The sequence below is a fragment of the Gemmatimonadota bacterium genome, assembly GCA_009838645.1.
Classification (GTDB): domain Bacteria; phylum JAAXHH01; class JAAXHH01; order JAAXHH01; family JAAXHH01; genus JAAXHH01.
In genome coordinates, this window is the sequence record VXRC01000017.1 from 155,056 (window position 1) to 175,927 (window position 20,872).

General features: G+C 63.5%; 15 protein-coding genes. 9 read left to right on the top strand and 6 right to left on the bottom strand.

The annotated features are described in order from the left end of the window. Positions 1 to 9 precede the first annotated feature (9 nt). Positions 10 to 1,269 carry an aminopeptidase P family protein gene (locus F4Y38_05430; GenBank protein ID MXY48729.1) on the bottom strand — a complete coding sequence of 420 codons (1,260 nt, stop codon included), beginning with the start codon at positions 1,267 to 1,269 and terminating at the stop codon, positions 10 to 12. Positions 1,270 to 1,587: 318 nt separating this feature from the next. Here F4Y38_05430 and hisH point away from each other — a divergent pair, with 318 nt between their 5' ends. The 3 genes from hisH to F4Y38_05445 are packed head-to-tail and all read left to right on the top strand — an operon-like array spanning position 1,588 to position 4,713. After that, on the top strand, positions 1,588 to 2,208 hold the full coding sequence (gene hisH, locus F4Y38_05435) for an imidazole glycerol phosphate synthase subunit HisH (GenBank protein ID MXY48730.1): 621 nt from the start codon (positions 1,588 to 1,590) through the stop codon (positions 2,206 to 2,208). Next, positions 2,202 to 2,999: an imidazole glycerol phosphate synthase subunit HisF gene (gene hisF, locus F4Y38_05440; GenBank protein ID MXY48731.1), complete on the top strand. Its 798-nt coding sequence runs from the start codon at positions 2,202 to 2,204 to the stop codon at positions 2,997 to 2,999. Before hisH ends, hisF begins: the two co-directional genes overlap by 7 nt. Before the next feature lie 16 nt (positions 3,000 to 3,015). Then, positions 3,016 to 4,713 carry a D-aminoacylase gene (locus tag F4Y38_05445; protein MXY48732.1) on the top strand — a complete coding sequence of 566 codons (1,698 nt, stop codon included), beginning with the start codon at positions 3,016 to 3,018 and terminating at the stop codon, positions 4,711 to 4,713. Between the two features lie 65 nt (positions 4,714 to 4,778). Here the strand turns inward: F4Y38_05445 and F4Y38_05450 are convergent, their stop codons facing one another. Next, complete coding sequence (locus F4Y38_05450; protein MXY48733.1) at positions 4,779 to 5,366, bottom strand: carbonic anhydrase; 588 nt, start codon at positions 5,364 to 5,366, stop codon at positions 4,779 to 4,781. Between the two features lie 151 nt (positions 5,367 to 5,517). On the opposite strand from F4Y38_05450, the gene F4Y38_05455 reads away from it, so the two are divergent. Beyond that, a complete protein-coding gene (locus F4Y38_05455; protein MXY48734.1) occupies positions 5,518 to 9,459 on the top strand; it encodes a hypothetical protein in 3,942 nt (1,313 codons plus the stop codon). Positions 9,460 to 9,527: 68 nt separating this feature from the next. Here F4Y38_05455 and F4Y38_05460 read toward each other — a convergent pair whose 3' ends face one another. Beyond that, positions 9,528 to 10,883, bottom strand: a complete 1,356-nt coding sequence (locus tag F4Y38_05460) for a divalent metal cation transporter (protein MXY48735.1) — start codon at positions 10,881 to 10,883, stop codon at positions 9,528 to 9,530. A 58-nt stretch (positions 10,884 to 10,941) separates the two neighbouring features. Then, entirely contained in the window at positions 10,942 to 11,208 is a 267-nt protein-coding gene (locus tag F4Y38_05465; protein ID MXY48736.1) for a hypothetical protein, read from the bottom strand. A 339-nt stretch (positions 11,209 to 11,547) separates the two neighbouring features. Here F4Y38_05465 and F4Y38_05470 point away from each other — a divergent pair, with 339 nt between their 5' ends. The 3 genes from F4Y38_05470 (at position 11,548) to F4Y38_05480 (ending at position 14,825) form a co-directional block, all read left to right on the top strand. Next, complete coding sequence (locus F4Y38_05470; GenBank protein MXY48737.1) at positions 11,548 to 12,990, top strand: adenosylhomocysteinase; 1,443 nt, start codon at positions 11,548 to 11,550, stop codon at positions 12,988 to 12,990. Between the two features lie 65 nt (positions 12,991 to 13,055). Beyond that, positions 13,056 to 13,589 carry a GNAT family N-acetyltransferase gene (locus F4Y38_05475; protein MXY48738.1) on the top strand — a complete coding sequence of 178 codons (534 nt, stop codon included), beginning with the start codon at positions 13,056 to 13,058 and terminating at the stop codon, positions 13,587 to 13,589. 3 nt (positions 13,590 to 13,592) lie between these two features. After that, positions 13,593 to 14,825, top strand: a complete 1,233-nt coding sequence (locus F4Y38_05480; protein MXY48739.1) for a DegT/DnrJ/EryC1/StrS family aminotransferase — start codon at positions 13,593 to 13,595, stop codon at positions 14,823 to 14,825. A 54-nt stretch (positions 14,826 to 14,879) separates the two neighbouring features. On the opposite strand, the gene F4Y38_05485 is transcribed toward F4Y38_05480, so the two are convergent. Then, positions 14,880 to 15,518, bottom strand: a complete 639-nt coding sequence (locus F4Y38_05485) for an MBL fold metallo-hydrolase (protein ID MXY48740.1) — start codon at positions 15,516 to 15,518, stop codon at positions 14,880 to 14,882. 112 nt (positions 15,519 to 15,630) lie between these two features. Here F4Y38_05485 and F4Y38_05490 point away from each other — a divergent pair, with 112 nt between their 5' ends. Together F4Y38_05490 and F4Y38_05495 are read left to right on the top strand one after the other, a co-directional pair. Next, positions 15,631 to 17,733 (top strand): RNB domain-containing ribonuclease, encoded by a 2,103-nt coding sequence (locus F4Y38_05490; protein ID MXY48741.1) that lies wholly within the window; start codon positions 15,631 to 15,633, stop codon positions 17,731 to 17,733. A gap of 12 nt (positions 17,734 to 17,745) precedes the next feature. Beyond that, on the top strand, positions 17,746 to 18,153 hold the full coding sequence (locus F4Y38_05495) for a VOC family protein (protein ID MXY48742.1): 408 nt from the start codon (positions 17,746 to 17,748) through the stop codon (positions 18,151 to 18,153). 10 nt (positions 18,154 to 18,163) lie between these two features. Here F4Y38_05495 and F4Y38_05500 read toward each other — a convergent pair whose 3' ends face one another. Further along, entirely contained in the window at positions 18,164 to 20,821 is a 2,658-nt protein-coding gene (locus tag F4Y38_05500) for a TonB-dependent receptor (protein MXY48743.1), read from the bottom strand. Positions 20,822 to 20,872 lie beyond the last annotated feature (51 nt).

A 20,872-nucleotide genomic window follows, 5' to 3' on the forward strand; every position in this document is an offset into this window, starting at 1 on the left:
TCCGCCCTACTACTGCCCCGAAGCCCCCAGCGGAAACACCGGCCCGTCCCGCCGCTGCTCCGTGAGTGGACGGGATCCGCTCGCCGTCACGACGACGGACTGTTCCAGGTGCAGGGACCCGACCCCGGCCAGGCTCAGTGGCGCTTCCACGTTGAGCACCATGTCTTCTTCAATGGGCAGATCGGAAGGGACGTTGACACAGTCGTCCGAGATCCGCAGGCCGGTGTCCGGCGACAGGACGGGGTAGTCCCGCACTTCCATGCCGACCCCGTGGCCATGGGGGTACATGGCAAAACCCGCTTCGTCGACGACCTCCTGCATGGCCGCCTGTACCGCCGAGGATTTGACACCGGGCCGAATCGCGGCCAGGCCGGCGTCCATGGAGGCGCGGAGCGTGTCGAACCGGACCTGCATGTCGTCCGACAGCGGCCCCATGGCGAAGGTGGTCCCGGTGTCCGAATAGCAGGACCGGTACCGGCATCCCCAGTCCACATATTCCACGTCGGAGTCGCCGAGGATGAAATCCGGTTCCGTCGCGATGCCGAGTCCGTGGACCCCGAAGGCGAAGTGGTCCAGGTCCGCCCCTTGAGTACCCAGTTCCGCCCTGAACCGGTGGACGACCTCCTGCACGTTGTCTCCCGGCCTTGCCTGTTCCATGGCCGTCATGGCCGCCGTTTCGCTGATCTCGGCCGCCAGCGTGAGCCGGTCGATCTCGTCCCGGGTCTTGACCATGCGAAGCAGCCGGATGAGGTTGGAGCAGTCCAGCAGCCGGGCATCGGGAAGGGCCTCCTTCAGCTGCCGGTACCGGTCGGCGGTCAGGCCGTCGGTCTCCACGCCCAGCGTGCCCGCGGCAAGTCCCCGGTCGCTCAGAGCTCCTACGAGAGCCTGGGTGGTCGTAATGTAGTCCGGTGTGCCCTGCAGGAGGTGGTAAATACGGTCCATCCGGTCGGACAACGGCCTCGGCGGCAGAGACCAGTCGAGCCCGGAATCGCCGCTGATCCGCAGGTCTTTTACCCACAGGTCTACGCCGTTGACGGCCAGCATCGCGCCGGTCACCGCCAGCGCGGGATCGCCCTCGAGGGGAAACAGGGCGTATCCCTGCGCCAGATCCGCCGATGCGCCGGGCCGGACCATGTACGCCTTCATGAGCCCGTCTATCCAGATGAAGTAGTCCGTGAAATAGGTGATATTCACGGGCGAGGTCGCGATCAGTCCGTCGAGTCCGCGATCCCGCATGTACGCCCTGGCCCGCTCGGTATTGAAGAGCATCTGGGTTTCGATTCCGCAGGATGGATTTCGTTGCGATGGATCCGCCGTTTACGCCTTCAATCCGGCGCGGCGGCGGTGGCATGAAGAAGCACCAAGCCAGTATAGAAACGCCACCTGGCGATGTCAACGACCGAATCCTCTTCCAGGGCCCTCTCCCGGCATGTACGCAGCGTCGTCGTCGCACGCCCGCAGTGCCATCTTTCCCTTGACAAAAGGGGCGCAATCGGATTACTAGGGACATGCGGCCAGCATGCGCCAGGATCGTATTCCGTCCCTCCTGACCACCCCGAAGAACGTACGTTCAAATGATCCATTTTAATGATTCACATCGTTGACTACGACGCCGGGAATCAGACCTCGGTGAAAAGAGCGCTGGATCACCTGGGCGTGGATTCGGTCATTACGTCGGATCCGGAGGATCTGGTCCGGGCGGAGCGTATCGTCTTTCCCGGGGTGGGGCATGCCCACTCCGCCCTTGAGACGCTCCGGGAACGAGAGCTCGACGACGCGCTAAAATCGGCCGCCGACCGGGGGACGCCGATCCTCGGGATCTGCGTGGGCTGCCAGATCCTGCTGTCGGTCTCCGAGGAAACCGATCTGTCCTGCCTGGACCTTATCGGCGGCCGGTGCCTCAGGTTCCGGCCGGACGACGCCGGCCTGAAGGTGCCGCACATGGGGTGGAACGCGCTGCGCGTCGACCGCGCGCACCCCGTGCTCCGCCACGTGAGGCCGGACGACGAGGTATACTTCGTACATTCGTTCTACCCCGCCCCCGACGATGAGCGGGACGTGCTGGCGAGGAGCCGGTACGGCGTGGAGTTCGCGGCCGCCATCGGCCGGCGCAATATCGTGGCGGCCCAGTTCCACGTGGAGAAGAGCGGCCCCGTGGGATTGAAGATGCTGGGTGAGTTCGCGCGTTGGGACGGGAATCCATGCTGAGCAAGCGACTCATTTCCTGCCTTGACGTGCGCGACGGCCGGCTGGTCAAGAGCGTCCGGTTCGTCAACACGAAGGACATCGGCGATCCGGTCTCCGCGGCGCGGCGGTATTACGAAGCCGGCCTGGACGAACTCGTCTTCTACGACATCACGGCATCCAGCGACCAGCGCGCCATCATGCTCGACGTGGTGGAGGAGGTTGCCCGGCAGGTGTTCATCCCCTTCTCGGTGGGGGGCGGCCTCCGATCGGTCGACGATTGCCGGCAGGTGCTGGAAGCCGGCGCGGAAAAAGTCAATCTGAACACGGCGGCCGTCAGCAATCCAGGGGTCATCTCCGAGGCGGCCGACGCCTTCGGGGTCCAGGCCGTGGTGCTGTCCATGGACATCAGGGCGGCCTGTTCCGGATCACTGACGACCGGTTCCGGATCCCTGCCGTCCGGATACGAGATCGTGACCCACGGAGGCCGGCGCGACACCGGCATGGATGCCCTCGAATGGGCGCGCCGCGGCGAGGCCCTCGGCGCCGGCGAGATCGTCGTCAACTCCATCGACGCGGACGGCACCCTCGAAGGATACGAGTTGAAACTCACGCGGATGATTGCCGACAACGTGGGCATCCCGGTCATCGCCTCGGGCGGCGGCGGCAGGCCGGAGCACCTCTACGACGCCCTTACGGAAGGAGGGGCCGACGCGGCCCTGGTGGCCTCCATGCTGCACTACGGCCACTACTCGGTGGATTCCATCAAGCACCATCTTCACGACCGGGGTCTGAAGATCCGGATGACCAACTAACGAAAAGAGCATAACCATGGACTGGTCCAGACGCAACTTTCTCAGGAGAACAAGCCTGGTGGGCGCCGGCGCGGCGGTCGGCGGCCTGTCCACGATGCTGGACGGCTGCGCGATCGCCCAGCGTTACGACGTGATCATACGAGGGGGACAGGTGATCGACGGGACGGGGGCCGCCCCCGTGGCCGCCGACATAGCCATCGCGGGAGACCGGATCGTCCAGATCGGTCCGGTCCAGGGTTCCGGCGGGAATACGATAGACGCCACGGGCAAGATCGTCTGCCCTGGATTCATCGACATCCATTCCCACACCGACCTTTCGCTCCTGGTCGATCCCAGGGCCGAAAGCAAGATCCGGCAGGGCGTGACCACGGAGGTGGCCGGTCAGGACGGTTCTTCGCTGGCCCCGCTGACGAACGGGCGGCTCAGGTCGCTGCAGGAAGGTTACGGACGGCGGTACGGCGTGGACATAGGATGGACGGATTTCACGGGGCTTTTCAATACCCTCGAACAGCAGGGCATCGGGCTCAATTTCATCTCGCTCGCGGGCCAGGGCACCATACGCGGTTACGTCGTAGGGTACGAGAACGTACCGGCCAGCGCGCGCCAGGTCGATGCGATGAAGGACCTCGTGGACCAGGCCATGTCGGAAGGGGCCTGGGGCCTTTCGTCCGGACTCGAATACACGCCCGGCAGTTTTGCCGATGAGGATGAGATTTCCGAACTCGGCCGGGTGGCGGCGGGTTACAGCGGATTCTACGCGACTCACATGCGCAACGAGGACGATTTCCTCGTGGAAGCCGTGAGCGAAGCGATCAGCACCGCACGGAAAGCCGAGATCGCGCTCCAGATCGCCCACTTCAAGGCATCGGGCAGGCGGAACCGGGACAAGGTCGCGGTATGCTTCGACATGATTGAACAGGCGATCGGCGAGGGGATGGACATCACCCTCGACAGGTATCCCTACATCGCCTACGCCACGACGCTGCAGAACCTGTTTCCGACCCGTTTCCGCGCGGGCGGCGCCGAGGCGTTCGTCAGCCGTCTCCAGTCACCGGACGTCCTGCCCGCCATGAGACGGGCGGCCGTCGACAAGGTCGACATGCTGGGGGACTGGAGCGCCGTCATGATAACCTCGGTCGGCAGGGCGGAAAACCAGGACTACGTGGGCCGGCGGGTATCGGAGATCGTCGCGCGAAGCGGCCAGGATCCCTTCGAGTTCGTTCGGGAACTGCTCATCGCGGAGAACGGGAGCGTGGGCATGGTCGGGTTCGGCATGAGCGAGGAGGAGATCACTTCCGTACTGACCCATCCGCTGGTCATGGTCGCCTCGGACGGCGGGGCCGCAGCCGTCTCCGGCCCGTTGAGCGAAACCACGCCCCATCCCCGGTACTACGGGACCTTTCCCAGGGTGCTCGGCAAGTACTGCCGCGAAGAGGGACTGTTCGACCTGCCCACCGCCGTACACAAGATGACCGGCCAGCCGGCCCAGCGGCTGGGACTCGCCGACCGCGGCAGGATCGACGTGGGCCTGGTCGCCGATCTTGTGGTGTTCGATCCGGACACGGTCATCGACCGGGCTGACTTCATGAACCCCCATCAGTACGCGCAGGGCATCGAAAGCGTCCTGGTAAACGGCGCGGTCGTCATTGACGGTGGGGAACACACCGGCGCGCTGCCGGGCAAGGTGTTGCGAAAGCAGGCGGGATCGGCCTGAGTGCCTGTGACGGGGATGCCCGTCCGCCATTCGTTCGGCTTAATCGGTGTCCGAGGAGACCGGCATCATCCGCGATCTACGTTCAGGTCCACGATCCTGCCGCTGCGCAGGTCGAAGACCCAGCCATGCACCTGCAGGCCGGTCTCGCTGATCGACGCCTGCACTTCGGGGAACTCAAGGATGTTCGCGCACTGCGCGCGGACGCTGTGTTCGACCAAGCGGTCGCAGCGGTCCGTCGCATCGGGGACGGCTTCCAGTTCCGCCTGATGCCGCCGGGAAACCGCTCTCAGGTTCCGAAGCCACGGCTCAAGCGAGCCGAGGTCATCCGACTGCAGCACCGCCTTTACCGCGCCACAATCGTAGTGGCCGCAAACCACGACATGCCCGACTTTCAGATGCTCGACCCCGTAAATGACGGCGGAACCTGTGTTCGGGTCCAGGGAGGAGACCAGGTTGCCCACGTTGCGGTGGACGAAGACCTCACCCGGGCCGGCGCCCATGAAGGCTTCGGGCATCACCCGGCTGTCCGCGCATCCGATGTAGAGAATACCCGGCTGCTGCGGCCGCGACAGCCGATCGAGATAACCGGGATCGGAACCCAGCCTTCTTTTGATCCAGTGCTCGTTCTGTTCGAAAATGCGGGCAGGATTCATGGACTTGGCCGTGGGATTCCTGGATGGAGAAAGTGGGTTTTCCAATTTCGCCTGAAAAGTGGCCTTCGCCATTGCAACCAGGACCTTCTTACACCGCGCTGATCGCGTGAAATGGTATAGCACAGTATAGTCTGCCGATCGTGTTGCGTCAATGCGGACCGGTCCGGAGAATCAAATGAACGAACACGCTAGGGACGCCGCGAGCCCAGACGCCGCAAAACCGGACGCCGCGAGCCCAGACGCCGCAAAACCGGACGCCGCGTTACCCGCCGACGCGTTACCCGACGCCGCGAAACCGCCCATCTCCATAGGTATCGACGTCGGCGGGACTTTTACGGATTTCGTCGTGGTGGAAGGTGATTCCGCGCCGCGCTACTTCAAGACGGCGTCGACACCCCAGTCGCCGTCCGATGCGGTGATGAACGGACTCGGCGACATCGCCGATTCCCTCGGCCTTTCCGCGACCGAACTGATGTCCCGGACCCGCCTGTTCATTCACGGCACCACCGTCGCGACCAACACGCTCCTGGAGCGCAAGGGCGCCCGGGTCGGCCTGATCACCACCGAAGGTTTCCGGGACCTCCTCGCGCTCAGGGAAGGGCTGAAAGAAGACCGGTACAATCTGAGGATGACCCCCGTCGAGCCCCTGGTTCCGCGGCCCCTTCGGCATACGTTGGCGGAACGTATCCGCTCCGACGGTACCGTCGAAGCATCCGTGGATCCGGTGGCGCTGGACGGCATACTGGACGAACTCGCGCGGGCCGGCGTGGAATCCGTCGCCGTCTGCCTGGTTTTCTCCTACCTGAACCCGGCGCACGAGCGGCTCGTCGGCGAACGCATCCGACAGCGCCACCCGGAACTTTACCTCTCGCTCTCCTCCGAGATCCTGCCCCAGATCAAGGAATACGACCGCCTGAGTACCACGGCCGTGAACGCCTACGTAGGTCCGGTCTACGCCAGGTATCTCGAACGCATGAAGGAGGAGGCGTCCGGCCTGGGCCTCGAGAGCGACATCCTCACGATGACGTCCAATGGAGGGGTAACGCCGCTGGACGTCGCGGCGCGGCAGGCCGTGCAGGCCATACTCTCCGGACCGGCAGGAGGGGTCAGCGGGGCCGTCGCCTACGGTCGCCTGATCGGCGCGGAGGATCTCATCGGATTCGACATGGGCGGAACGAGCACGGATATCTCGGTGATCGAAGCCGGCGATCCCCAGGTCTCCGGGGAACACTACGAAGGGGGATGGAAGATCGCCGTGCCGATGATCGATCTCCACACGCTGGGCGCGGGTGGCGGGAGCATCGCGCGGGTGGATGACGGAGGAACCCTGCACGTCGGCCCCCAAAGCGCCGGGGCCGACCCCGGTCCGGTCTGTTACGGCCGTGGCGGCGATCAGCCCACGGTTACCGACGCGAACCTGGTCCTGGGCTACCTCGATCCCGGCAATTTCCTGGGCGGACGGAACCCCCTCTTTCCCGATCTGTCTGAACGGGCAGTCCGGAATTCCGTTGCCGAACCACTCGGGCTGTCCACGGTGGACGCGGCCCGCGGCATCCTCGACGTCGTGACCACGGCGATGGCCGAAGGCATCCGGCTGCTGACCGTACGCCGGGGTGGCGATCCGCGGCATTTCTCCCTGCTGGCCTTCGGCGGAGCGGCGGGCTTGCACGTGAGCCAGGTCGCCCGGAAGACGGGTATCGGCAAAGTCTACCTGCCTTCGGCGGCCCCCGTGCTGTCGGCCTACGGCATGCTCGCGTCCGACCTCCGGTACGACTTCGCCCAGTCATTCACGGCCAGCCTGGACGTGGTCGACCTCGACGAAGTAAGGCGCCTGACAAACCGGATGGCCGGCCGGGGCATCGCCCGACTCAGAAACCAGGGACTGGCGGACGGGGACATCGCCACCCGGTTCACGGCGGACATGCGCTACCTGGACCAGATCTACGAGGTGAACGTGACCGTGCCGGACCTTGCGATGGACGACGATGCCATACGGCACGCGTGGGCTTCGCTCTTTCACGAACGGTACCAGACTCTCTATTCCTACCATCAGCTCGACCAGGAGATCCGCCTGGTCACGCTGCGCGCCACGGTCACGGGCAAACTGCCGTCCGTCGACCTGCCCGTTATGGAACGGGACGACAGGGCCGGGAACGCCCGAAAGAGCACGCGAAGGATCTACACCGGTATCTGGACAGAGGCCGCCGTCTACGCGGCGGACGACCTCGCATCCGGCATCGTGATCGATGGACCGGCCATTGTCGAGTCCGATTTCACTACCGTGCTCGTGGAGGAAGGCGACCGCTTAGAAGTGGATCCCTACGGCGGCATGGTCCTGGCCGTTTCGCCGGCGGCGCTCGACGCGCGTGAAGCGTCGGATGCGCTAGTGTCGGATTCGTCGGATGCGCTGGATGCGCTGGACGCTCCGGAAGCGCCCGACGCGCCCGACGCGGACTTGGCCAGATCGGATCCGATCACTCATTCGGTCGTCGCCCACCGCCTGGAATCGATCGCCCGCGAGATGGCGGATGTCATGATCCGCACGTCCATGTCGCAGATCCTGAACTCCAGCCGGGACTTCTCCACCGCAATCCTCGACGCGACGGGCCAGCTCGTGGCGCAGGGCGAAGGCATTCCCGTGCATATCAGCGCCCTGCCGCCGTCGGTCGAAGCGGTGCGCGAATACTTCGGCGACGACATCACAGAGGGCGACCTGTTCATCCTGAACGACCCCTATTTCGGCGGCAGCCATCTACCGGACATCACGGCGATCTACCCCGTGTTCCGCGACGGGGCCCTGCGCTTCTTCGCCGTAAACCGGGCCCATCACAGCGACATCGGCGGGGGAACCCACGGCGGCTACAACCCCTCGGCCAGCGAGTTGTACCACGAAGGCCTTCGCATTCCGCCCGTGAGGCTGTATGAAGCGGGCCGGCCCAGGAAGGACCTGCTGCACATGCTGGCGGTCAACGTGCGCCACGCGGAGAACTTCACCGGCGACCTGCACGCCCAGATCGGATCGGTGCAGATCGCCGCGCGCCGGCTGCAGGCGCTGCTAAACGACTACGGCGCCGATGGCCTGATGGCGTCCGTCGATGCCATCCTGGACAGCGCGGAACGGCGGATCCGGCAACTCATCGGAGGCTGGAAGGACGGCGTATATTTCGGGGAGACGCTGCTGGACGACGACGGATTCGACGCCGAGTCGATCCCCATACGGGCAAAGGTCACCGTCCAGGACGACCACATGACCATCGATCTGAGCGAATCGAGTCCCCAGGTCACCGGGTTCATCAACAGCGCCTATGCCAACACGCGTTCGCTGGCCCACGTCGCCATCATGTACATGGCGCCGTCCGACGTACCCAAGAACGAGGGATCCATGCGGCCGGTGAAGGTCGTCGCGCCCAGAGGCCTGATCGTGAACCCGAACCCGCCGGCGCCGGTGTGCATGAGCACCAACCACTGCGGGGAGGAGATCGTGGAGGCCGTCTTCAAGGCGCTGGCCCCGGTCGCGCCTGAAGCCGTGAACGCGGGGTTCTCCCGGAGACTCCGTTTCGCGATCACAGGGCACAATCCGCGCACGGGGAACCGGTTCATCTGGCACTTCTTCTTCGGACGGGGCGGTGGGGGCGCGTCCCGGGGGTACGATGGCTGGTCCTGCGTGGGCGAGGTGAACGTGGCCGGGGCGATCCGCAGCCCCAGCGTGGAGATCACCGAAGAGCGTTTCCCCTTCAAGATCGTACGGAACGACCTGCGGCCGGGCTCGGGCGGCGACGGCACGTGGCGGGGCGGACTGGGCGCCGTGTTCGAAATGGTCTACGAGGGGAACGAGCCGGCCAAACTGAACATGGCGGGCGACGGCGTCATCAACCCGCCCTTTGGGCTCTTTGGCGGCGCGCCGGGCCTGCCGCACCGATACAAGGTGGTGTCCAACGGCAGAGAGCGGATGCTGAAATCGAAGGAAACCGAAGTGCCGATTCTCCCCGGGGACCGCATCATCGCCCTGTCCGCCGGAGGGGGTGGCTACGGACCGCCCGGATCCCGGGACCCGGACAGCCGTTCACGCGACCGGGAGTCGGGCCTGGTCTGATCGGTCCACGCTCCCGCACGGGCCGCGCCCGCAATCAGGATTCCGGCCTGGACTGACTGGCGCCCGGCCTAGAACCTTACCCAAACCGCATAGATCGCGAAAGCCGCCATGATCAGCGTGGCGGCCGTCAGCGCCGCCTGCAGGAGCCGGGACGGGGGAACGCCCGCTTCCCGCGCCGTCGTCCGGCTGAAGTACAGCGCCGCCCACCCGATGGCCGGCAGGAGGATCGTCTGCATCAGCGCGCCGATGATCACCATGGTGACCGGCGCGGACCACAGGACGTACAGGACGAGGTAAACCAGGGGCAGCAGGACGCCGATGATGCGCACGACGCGCTGCCGGTCGTTGGGCCGTGCGTAGGTCACCAGGCCGAGGACCGAAAGGGCGTCCGCCAGCATGCGCGACTGGCCCACGATGGTGACGAAATAGGTCGAAAAGAGGACCACGAAAGCGCCTACGCCGAACAAATAGAACGCCCAGTTTCCCAGTGTTTCGGTATACATGCCGGAGAGGATCTGCACCGTGCCGAATCCCTCGGGTACCATCCCCTGGGCGTGGAGCACGGCCGCCCCGAGAAAGAAGAAGGCGAGCGTGGCCAGCGTGTAGATGACCATGCACAGCCACACGTCCTTCTTCATCACGCCGATCCATCCCAGGGCGCGCGCCCGCCAGTCCGGGCTGCCGTCCCGGGGCCCGGCCGACCGGGCATATCCCTTTTCCACGCACCAGTACGGGTAGAGCAGGAGTTCGGAAGCGCCCACGCCGGTGATGCCGAAGACGGCAAAGGCCGTAACGGCCCCGTCCTGCGGCAGTGCGAATCGCAGCCCGTCGAGAATCACGCCGGGCGATACGGCATAGGGAGTCCAAAACAGGAGGAACGCGCTGGCCAGCGTGGTGAAGGTAAAGAGGGCCACCAGGATGGTGGTAATCCGTTCCAGCGTCATGTACTGCCCGACGAGACCGAGCCCCATGCCGACCAGGGTGAGTATGATCAGCCAGGACGTGTTTCCGAAGACTGGAAAGATCAGGTCCAGCGACAGGCTCATCGTACCGAAAATACCGCCCACCTGCATGGTACTCCAGAGCAGGAGCAGCAGACTACCCCATACGAGCCACGAAACCCGCAGGCGCGGTCCCGGCACTTTGTTGAAGGCGACGAAAGTGGTCTGGCCCGTGGCGATGGCGTGGCGGCCGAGTTCGCTCTGCACGGGCACCTTGACCGCACAGCTCAGGAGAATGAGCCAGAGCACCACGAAACCGACCTCGGCGCCGAGCCGCGTAGTGGCGATGAGTTCGCCGGAACCCACGATGGAACCGGTCAACAGCAGGCCCGGCCCCAGCTGGCGGATCGTCGACCAGCGGTCGGCGGGCGGTTTTCTCACATGTTCGGGGAGCAGCGCGTAAGGGTCGTATTCACGGGACATGCGGTTGCCTGTACGGGGTTTTAGATGAGATGGCCGGTTCGGCGCTGCGCGATGCCGTTCAGGATGCGTCCGCCTCGGTGGAAAGGGGAATCGCTTCGTCGATCAGCATGATGGGGATCTCTTCCCGGATGGGATAGAGGTACTTGCCGTCGGCCCGTACCAGCCCGCCGTCGATGGGCTCCGTCACCTGCTCGCCGCCCCGGTTGACGAGATTGCCCGCCGTGATCGATTCGTTGATGGATGCGACTTCGGAATCGGATGCGAGACGGACCTCTTCCTTTGTTTCCGGGCAGGCCAGTATGTCCAGCAAATCCTGGTCGATCATGCTTCCCTCCGCGTCCGTTGCCCTGTGACACCGCGTCCGTTGCCCCGTGAAGCCGTGCCCGTTGCCTCGTACCGCCGCGTCGATTGTCCCGGGGCGACTCACGCGTTGAATTGTCGTGGTTGGGACAGACTATAAGACGCACCGGAAGCGCGATCAAGCGATTTCTCAAGCGGCGACAGTTGCCGGGAGGACGGCATGGTTCCCGGTGAACGCCGCAAGCGGCCGGCGTTGGGTAACGTGGTTGTTGCATTTTAAAGGGCTACCACGTATAATAGGTGCGATTTTCAGAACGGATTTTTTGTGATCGCAGACTTAAAAACGGAATCAAGGAGTGCATACATGGCGCAGGAATTGCCGACCACCATCGAGTTGCCCGACTATTCCGGCCTGCCTTACAAGGTGGCCGACCTGTCTGAGGCGGAACTGGGACACCGCGAAATCGCCATCGCCGAACAGGAGATGCCCGGGCTGATGGCCGTCCGCGAGAAATACGCCCGCGAACAGCCGTTGCGGGACACGCGGATCATGGGTTCCCTCCACATGACGATCCAGACCGCCGTGCTCATCCAGACACTCAGGGCCCTCGGCGCCGAGATTCGGTGGGCTTCCTGCAACATCTTCTCGACCCAGGACCACGCGGCGGCCGCCATCGCGGACGACGGCGTTCCCGTCTTCGCGTGGAAGGGGGAAAGCCTGGAAGAATACTGGGCCTGCACGCTGCAGGCGCTGACCTTCGAAGGCGAGACCGGACCCACGCAGATCGTTGACGACGGCGGCGATGCCACGCTCCTCATTCACCGCGGCGTGGAAGCGGAGGACGACCCCTCCATCCTGGATGAACCCACGGACAACCGGGAACTGCAGATCATCAACGAGATACTCCGTCGGCAGCTGGACCGCAATCCGCGATTCTGGCACGATATGAGCGCGAACATACGCGGTGTTTCCGAAGAGACGACCACGGGCGTCCACAGGCTGTACCAGATGATGGAGGACGGCAAGCTCCTGTTCCCGGCCATCAACGTCAACGATTCGGTGACCAAGTCCAAGTTCGACAATCTCTACGGCTGCCGTGAATCGCTCGCGGACGGTCTCAAGCGCGCCCTCGACGTCATGGTCGCCGGGAAGACGGTCGTCGTCTGCGGATACGGCGACGTGGGCAAGGGATGCGCACAGTCGATGCGGGGATTCGGCGCGCGCGTGGTGATCACGGAGATCGATCCCATCTGCGCGCTTCAGGCCGCCATGGAAGGCTACGAGGTGACCACCATTGAAGACGTGCTGGAACAGGGCCAGATCTTCGTTACGACGACGGGGAACCGGGACATCATCCGCGTCGAGCACATGGAGCGCATGCAGGACCAGGCCATCGTCTGCAACATCGGGCACTTCGACAACGAAATCCAGGTGGACGCGCTGAACGAATTCCCGGGCATCGTAAAACAGGCCATCAAACCCCAGGTGGACAAATATGTATTCCCCGACGGCCGCGCCGTTTTCCTGCTCGCGGAGGGGAGACTGGTGAACCTGGGATGCGCCACGGGCCACCCTTCCTTTGTCATGTCCAGTTCCTTCACCAACCAGGTGATCGCGCAGATCGACCTGCGGCTCAACGAACACGAAACCGGCGTGACGACCTTGCCGAAACACCTGGACGAGGAGGTGGCCAGGCTGCACCTGAAAAAACTGGGCGTGAAGCTGACCCGGCTGTCCCGGAACCAGGCGGATTACATCGGCGTCCCCATCGAAGGCCCCTACAAACCCGATCACTACCGATACTGACGGGCGAGAGGGGCGTGGACCATCAGCCTTCCCCGTGAAGTAACGGGGGATGTCCACCGTTCTCGATGAAAAACTTCAGTCTGTTGATTGCCACCCTCAGGAACCGATTCAAGGTCGAGGACGTCCCGTTTCAATTTCGCGACCCGGGCGTGCTCGCGGACGGGGATCTGCGGTTGCGGCTCCACGGTACGCTGCTGGGCGACGCGCGGCGCGGCATCGTTCCCGAGTACATCTTCGACATGGTGCGGGCGGACAGCCCGGACAAACCGGACTACCCGGCCACCGTGATGGGAAGGCTGTCCCTGCGCATCGGCCACACGGAGCACATCGAAAAGTACGCCGGCCATATCGGATACTCCGTGGACCCGCCCTATCGAGGCCGCCGGCTGGCAGCCCGAAGTTGCCTGCTCATCCTGCCGCTCGCCCGGGCACACGGGATCAACCCGCTCTGGATCACCTGCAATCCGGAAAATGCGGCGTCCAGACGGACCTGCGAGATCATCGGTTCCACGCTGGTGGAGACCGTCCCGATTCCCCCGAGCGATCCGCTTTACCGGTGGGACACGAAGTGGAAGTGCCGGTACCGGGTGGACATTTAGCCCATGTTAGCCCTCCACGGCGGATCGCCCTACCGGGACACGGAGTCCCGCCCCTTCCCCGCACGGACGCCCTTCGGAGACGAAGAAATACGACTCGTCACGAAGGCGCTGCGTTCCCAGAACCTCTTTCGGTGGGGCGGCGAACTCACCCCGCGGTTCGAAAGCCGTTTTGCCGAATCCTACGGCGCGAAGCACGCCATCGGATCCACGTCGGGGACCGCGGCCCTGCATGTCGCCATCGGCGCGGTAAACCCGGAACCCGGGGACGAGATCATCACGAGCGCGATCACCGACCTGGGCACGATCATCCCCATCCTGTACCAGAACGCCGTGCCGGTCTTCGCGGACACGGATCCGGAGACGCTTACCGTGGATCCGGAAGACGTCGAACGGCTCATCACGCCGCGGACGCGGGCGATCATCGCCATACACCTCTTCGGCAACGCCTGCCGGATAGAGGCCCTGGCGGAGATCTCGCGCCGCAAGGGGATCGCGCTCATCGAGGACTGCTGCCAGGCGCACCTGACGCGTTACCGGGGACGGCTGCTGGGCACCTTCGGGGACATCGGCTGCTTCAGCTTCCAGCAATCGAAGCACATGACCACCGGGGACGGTGGCATGACCATCACGGACGACGACGCCCTGGGCCGCTGCATGCGGAGCTTCGCGGACAAGCACTACGACCGGGATCGGGCCGGATCGCGCATGTACGGACCACTGGGCATGAACTTCCGTATCACGGAACTCCATTCCGCGGTGGGACTGGCCCAGTTGGAAAAAGTCGGCCGGGTCGTCGCATCGAGGAACCGGCTTGGCGGCCGGTTATCCGAGGGGATCAAACTCCTCGACGTCATCGTGCCGGCGCCGGTTACACCGGGCGCAACGCACAGTTACTGGTCGTATCCGATGCGGGTTACAGCGTATTCGAACGAGACTTTCGCCCGGGCGCTGAACGCCGAGGGGATCGGCGCGAGCGCCGGTTACATTGGCGATCCGATTTTCCAGTGTTCAGCGGCGCTCGCGGAACACCGGACCTACGGGAACTCCCGTTTCCCCTTCTTCAGCCCGTACACCGACCGCACCTTCGAGCATGCGGACGAACTGTGTCCGAGGACCCGCGAAGTGCTCGGACAACTCGTGATGCTCTCCTTCAACGAGCAATATACCGACGGGGATATCGACGACGTGGCCGGCGCGGTGGGGAAGGTCGCATCGCTGCTGGAACGGACGCGGTGATACGGATCTCGCGGGGCGACCCAGATCGAGCGATGATCCGGATCTCGCGGCGATCTACGGAATGTTGTGCTGCACCTTGTAGGCGAGCCAGTTTTCCTTGAGATGCAGGAAATTCGCGAAGGTGGGCTGAAGGATGAACGGATTGTTGTTTCGCTCGTAACCGATTGTCGAAGAAGGCTTTACACCGAAGTCATGGCCCGGATAGACCCCGATTCCGTCGTCCAGTTCCATCAGGCGCCGCAGGCTGTCGTATTCCTTCCGAGCTTCTTCTTCGGTGGCCGTGCCGCCCACCTTGCCCACGAAGAGCGTATCCCCGGTAATCAGCTTGTCTTCCGTTAGGAGGCACATGCCGTCCTCGCAGTGACCGGGGGTGTGGATCACGGCGAGTTCGAGCTCACCCACCCTGAAGATCTCCCCATCCTTGACTTCGATATCGTAGAAATACTCCGCGTCCCGGTACATCACCACGTCGAGGCCCAGTTCCTCGATCAGGTGGTCATTGCCGTTCACGTGGTCATGATGGGAATGCGTACAGATGATGCAGGCCAGTTCCACGTCCAGCTCGCCCGCGCGCCGTATGTAGTATTCGGGCCGGTAGGAGGGGTCGACCGCCGCCGCCTTCCGGGTTTTCTCGTCGGCCACCAGGTAACCGAAGTTCCGGTCGCCCCCGTTTTGTATCTGTTCGAATATCATCCTCGTTCCTTTCGAATCGACCTGGTCCCTCGATAATCGTCAATGTCCGTTACGTATCGCCTGCGCACCGAGCCGTCGCAACTCGTTTTCCGCATGATATCCCTTCGGCGGGATGAAGTCAACCGGTTACCCGCCGGCCGTAAATTCGCTTGACTTCGACCCGGCACGGGCACAGGATAAATGCATGAAAACACGCGTGTTCAAACGGCTTGAATCCGATAGAAGCGAGCGTTCCGTGCATATCGGCGACCTGATCATCTTCCGTCATCGCGGGGACATTCAGATCGGCATGCTGCAGGCGGTTTCCAGGAAGAAACTCAAGGTGGCGACCTCCGCCAACCGGGTCATGGACATTTCAACGGACCCCATCGTGCGGTATACCGATATCCGGGTCCGCGACCTGCCGGAAATGCTGGCCGTCCGGCGGAAAATCGAGGACCAGGCCCTTTCCTTCGACCTTGAAGAGGTCTGGGACATCCTCAGGGACGATCCCACCGTATTCACCTCGGAAGACATCGGTGAACTGTACTGGGGCGAACCCGGCTCGCCCGAGCAGCGGGCGGCCATGCAGCTGCACCTGAGCCGCCAGTGCCTGTACTTCTGCGAACGGGACAACGGCTTCACGTCCCGCACGACCGACCAGGTCAGAGACATCCTGGACAAAGAGGCCCGTCAGCGCGCCGTGAGCACCGAGCGGGAAGGATTCGACCGCTGGCTCGCGGACGAAACGCAACAGGATCTCCAGTCCCTGACGAACCGCCAGAAGCGCTGGCTTTCCCACCTCCGGGAGTACGTCATTCAGGGCGACGACTACGCCGCGATCGACCAGGTGCGAATCCTGCTGAAGGAAATGCCCAACCTGGCGGGCGGCGATCCGCAGCGATCCGTTTTCGAAGTCATGGTACGCAAGGGGTTCTGGGACGAAGACGAAAACCTCGATCTGCTGCGTTACGAGATACCAACTGAGTTTTCCGACGAGGTACTCGATTACGCCGTGGCCTGCCGATCCTCCGAATCCGGCCGGGAAGACCTGACCGGGTTGCCGATCCTGTCGATTGACGATGCGTCCACGCAGGATATAGACGACGCCCTCTCCGCGGAACGGACCGAGGACGGCTACCGGATCGGCGTGCATATCACCGACGTGGCGGACCTCGTGCCCCGGGATTCGGTCCTGGACCTCGCGGCACGGGAAAGGATGTCGTCCGTCTACCTGCCGGATCGGCACATACCCATGCTGCCCGCCAACCTCTCCCAGGACCACTGTGCGCTGCTCGAGGGCGAACGGCGCTGTGCCATCAGTTTCTTCTTCACGCTGTCATCCGATTTCGAGCTGCTGGATTCCCGGATCATGCCTACCCTGATCGTCAACCGGGCGAGGCTGTCCTACGAAGAAGCCAACCGGCTGCTGGGAACGATTGAGCAACCCTACGCCGAAGTGCTTCAGATCCTGAACCAGGCGGTGGACGTCTTCTATCAGCGTCGCATCGACCAGGGCGCGGTCGACCTGGAACGCAGCGTAGTCTCGATCAAGGTGGACGGCGAGAAGCGAATCCGGATCGTGCTTCGGGACACTTCCACCCGGTCCGAACACATCGTGTCGGAACTGATGATCCTCGCCAACCGGACCGCCGCGGCGTACCTGGCCGGCCGCGACATACCCGCGATTTACCGTACCCAGGCCGAGACCGACCTGGGCGACCTGGAGCAGGCGGAACACGACGCGGTCTGGCGCTTCCTGGTACTGAGAGGAATGAAACCTCTCGAACTCAGCCTGAAGTCCCGTCCGCACGCCACGCTGGGCGTAGACACCTACTGCCAGATCACGTCGCCAATCCGTCGCTACGCCGACCTGGTTCTTCAGCGGCAGTTGCGGACGGCCCTGACGGAAGGCCCTCCGGCCTACGACGCAGATGAAATGATGGATGAGCTTTCCGCCCTCGAACGCAGCAGAATACTGAACAAGATCCAGGCCAGGCGGGAATGGTACTGGTTGCTCAAGCACCTCGAACAACAGAAAGACGTCCACATCAGGGCGATCGTCCTCGAGACGCGGGAACGAAACATCCTGGTCGAGTTTCCGGATTACGGAACGCGGATGGCGGTCAAGGTGGAGGGAAGGCCTTCACCGGGTGAAGAGATCGTGTTGAGTCCCGTCGCAATCGACCCGTGGTCGGGAACGCTGAGATTGCGGCAGGTTACAGATCAATCCTGAACCGGAAGGAGCATATCCTTGGTAAAGATACGTTCACTGGAGCACGTAGCCGTGGCCTACCGGGACACGGACGCCGCGGCAAAGTGGTACTGCGACGTGCTGGGCTTCGAAATCGCGCTCAAGTTCAACAACCCGGGGAACGACGCGAATTTCTACTTCGTTCGCGATCCCGCCGGCACCTGTTTCATCGAGATCATTGCCATGCCCGAAGGAGACGACACGCAACTCGTCGACATCCGGACCGCCCACGTGCATATCGCCTTCAACGTGGATGACATGGACGCAGCGGTTGCCGTGCTGGAATCGAAGGGGGTAAAGCTGGAAGGTCCGCCGGTCCGGGCCGGGCAGAACATCCTGCTCTTCTTCCGAGATCCGGAAGGCGCGCCGCTGCAGCTGGTACAACGGGCGAAACCGCTCTGAGGCCGAGACTTCAGAATCCGATTTCGAAACCGAGCCGGATCTCCCGGGGCGGGGCGTACTGCTGGGGGTCGAGGCTCAAAAGGCGCCGCAGCCGGACAAACTCCTCCGACCGGCCCGTAAATGACTCCAGGGTATATCCGTCGTCTCCCGGACGGCCCGTGTTGGCGTAAACGCTGACGACGTTCCGGCGGTCGAACACGTTCCGGACTTCCGAGAACACCGTGTAAGCGAACCGGCCGGCCCTGAAGCGCTTCCTGAGGCGCAAGTCGAGGTTCGCGAAGGCCGGCAGGCGCGCCTGGTTCCGCTCGATTTCCGTACGTTCGCGCAGGGCGTTGGTCGGCGTATAGGGCAGGCCGCTGCCGAAATAACCGACCAGGGACATCCCCCATCCCCGCAATGGAACGCCCAGTATGCGCTTCTGTGCGGTTTCGGGCGCGAGCACGTTCACCACGGCTTTCAGGGTGTGCCGTTGGTCGAAGGCGAGGGGGAAATAGCCTCTTTCCGCGGGATCGGCGGCGCCGGTCGGCCTGGCCTGCTCCGCGTGCTCCTGGGGCGTGGACGCGCTTCCGCGGGCGATGGAATAGGTGTAGTTGAAGGATCCGGAAATCACGCGCGACATTTCCCGTTTCACGATCAGCTCCACGCTGCGCACGGAACCGAAGTCCGCATTGTTGAAGATGTAATACATCCCGCCGGGATACTGGACCTGCGCCGTCGACGTCAGGTTGGAGATGGTCTTGTAGGATGCCGTGAACCCGACGCGAACGTCCTCGGACAACATATGTTCCAGGCCGAACTCATAGGCCACGGTCTTCTGCGGGGACAGGTCGGGATTCCCCAGTCGCGGGGATTCGCCGCTGAAGTCGCGCCGCAGGTTCGTATAGGCATGGCGGAACTCTGGCGGCTGGTAGAAGTAGCCGTAGTTGAAGCGGAGCAGGCTTCGCGGCGTGAAGGAGTGGGAAACGCCCAGACGGGGACTCAGCCGCAACTTGGTCGAGTTGTCCCTTTGCGCGGCCTGGCCCGATGGAAGATCGACGAAAAACCGCTGGCTCGTGTCCAGGTAATCCATCCGGAGACCGGCGTCCACGATCAACCTGTTCAACTCCAGCCTGTTCTGAAAGTAAAGGGCGCCTTCCACGGGATTGACGGTGTACCTCTGGCCCTGCGGTACGGCCTGCAGGAACGACCGCTCGTTCCAGTCCAGCCGGTACCACTGCGCTTCGACGCCCGCCCGGACCTGGTTCCAGTAGGTGACCTGCCCGCTCAGGTCCGCCCTGGCGCCGTAATAGGTCGCCCGGGCATCCCGGTACAGCGGGAAGAAGTCGCTGCCTTCCGTGAACGGCAATCCCTCGTATCGATCGGACGGCAACTGGGTGGACTCGTAGATCGACCCGTTGTATTGACCTAGATCGTCCTCCGAATAGCCCGGCCACTCCGACCAATATCTGTCCGCCAGCATGGTGGGAAACAGGATGCTGTTGGTGGCATACCTGTAAAACCGTGCGGTATAGAAGAGTCGCGGACTGATGTTCTGGCTGACGGACAGGTTGAGCGCCTGGCTGCCGGCCTGTTTTTCCGGTAGTCCGTCCGGATTGAAATCGTAAGAAAGCCCATTCTGATTGCGATGGTCATACTGAAGATGGCGCTGGCGGAAGTAGTGGCCGCTGATCTTCAGCTTCATGAGGGGATAGGGCTTGAACACCAGGTTTCCCGCCACCGTGGCCAGCGAACGGCTGTTGTGGGGGATATGGTGTCCGTCGCTCAGCATCTGGCCTGAAAGGAAATAGCCGCCACGGTCCCGGAACCAGGGCAGCGCGCCGCTCAAGGTCCCTTCCAGGCGCCCTCCCCGTCCCGCCGCGTTTTCGTCGTAACTTCCCGCCTCCAGGTCATACTGGGACTGCAGCGTCGTCGCGGCCCTGAAGGTACCCGACAGGGGACCGCTTCCCTCGCGGGTCACGATATTGACCACACCCGACATGGCCTCCCCGTACTGCGCGTTGAAGCCGCCCCGGTTGACGACCAGTTCCTCGACCGAAGCCAGGGGTATATGCGTACCCATACCGCCCAGCAGGGGATCCTCCAGGGTGGCGCCGTCCACGTAGTAGGAGATCTCGTTCGCCCGGCCGCCTCGAACGTGCAGGCCGCCCTCGGCGTCGCGGATCACCCCGTTCTGGAGAAAGATCAGGTCCGACAAATCCGTTACGGGCAAGGACTCGATTTCCCGGGGGACGATCAATTCACTCGAAGCGGTCAGGTCCGACCGGACGGACGTCCTCTGCGCGGTGATGGTAACGGGTTCGGCCAGGTCGAGCATCGTCGTTTCCAGCTTGAAGTCGATCCGCGTGGTGCGGTCGCTGTTGACGGTGAGCACCTGGGTGCGGACGGGCAGGTAGCCGATCATCTGCACTCCGAGCCGGTACGCGCCCACGGGAACGTTTAGGATGAAATACTCCCCGTTCAAGCCGGAAATGGCCCGTGATTCGGTGCCCTCTACGCGTACCGTGACGCCGGCCAGCGGATCACCGGTCGCCGCGTCCTGTACAAACCCCGTGACCTTGCCGGAGGTGACGGCCAGGGCGGAACCCGGTACGAGTCCGCAGATAAGAATGATCAGCAAAGCGATGCGCTTCATCGGCCTCCAGTTCCTCTCAAGTTTCGACGTAATCATCCATTACCAGCAGTTCGCAAAAAACATGCCGACAGGCGATTACCACGTTCA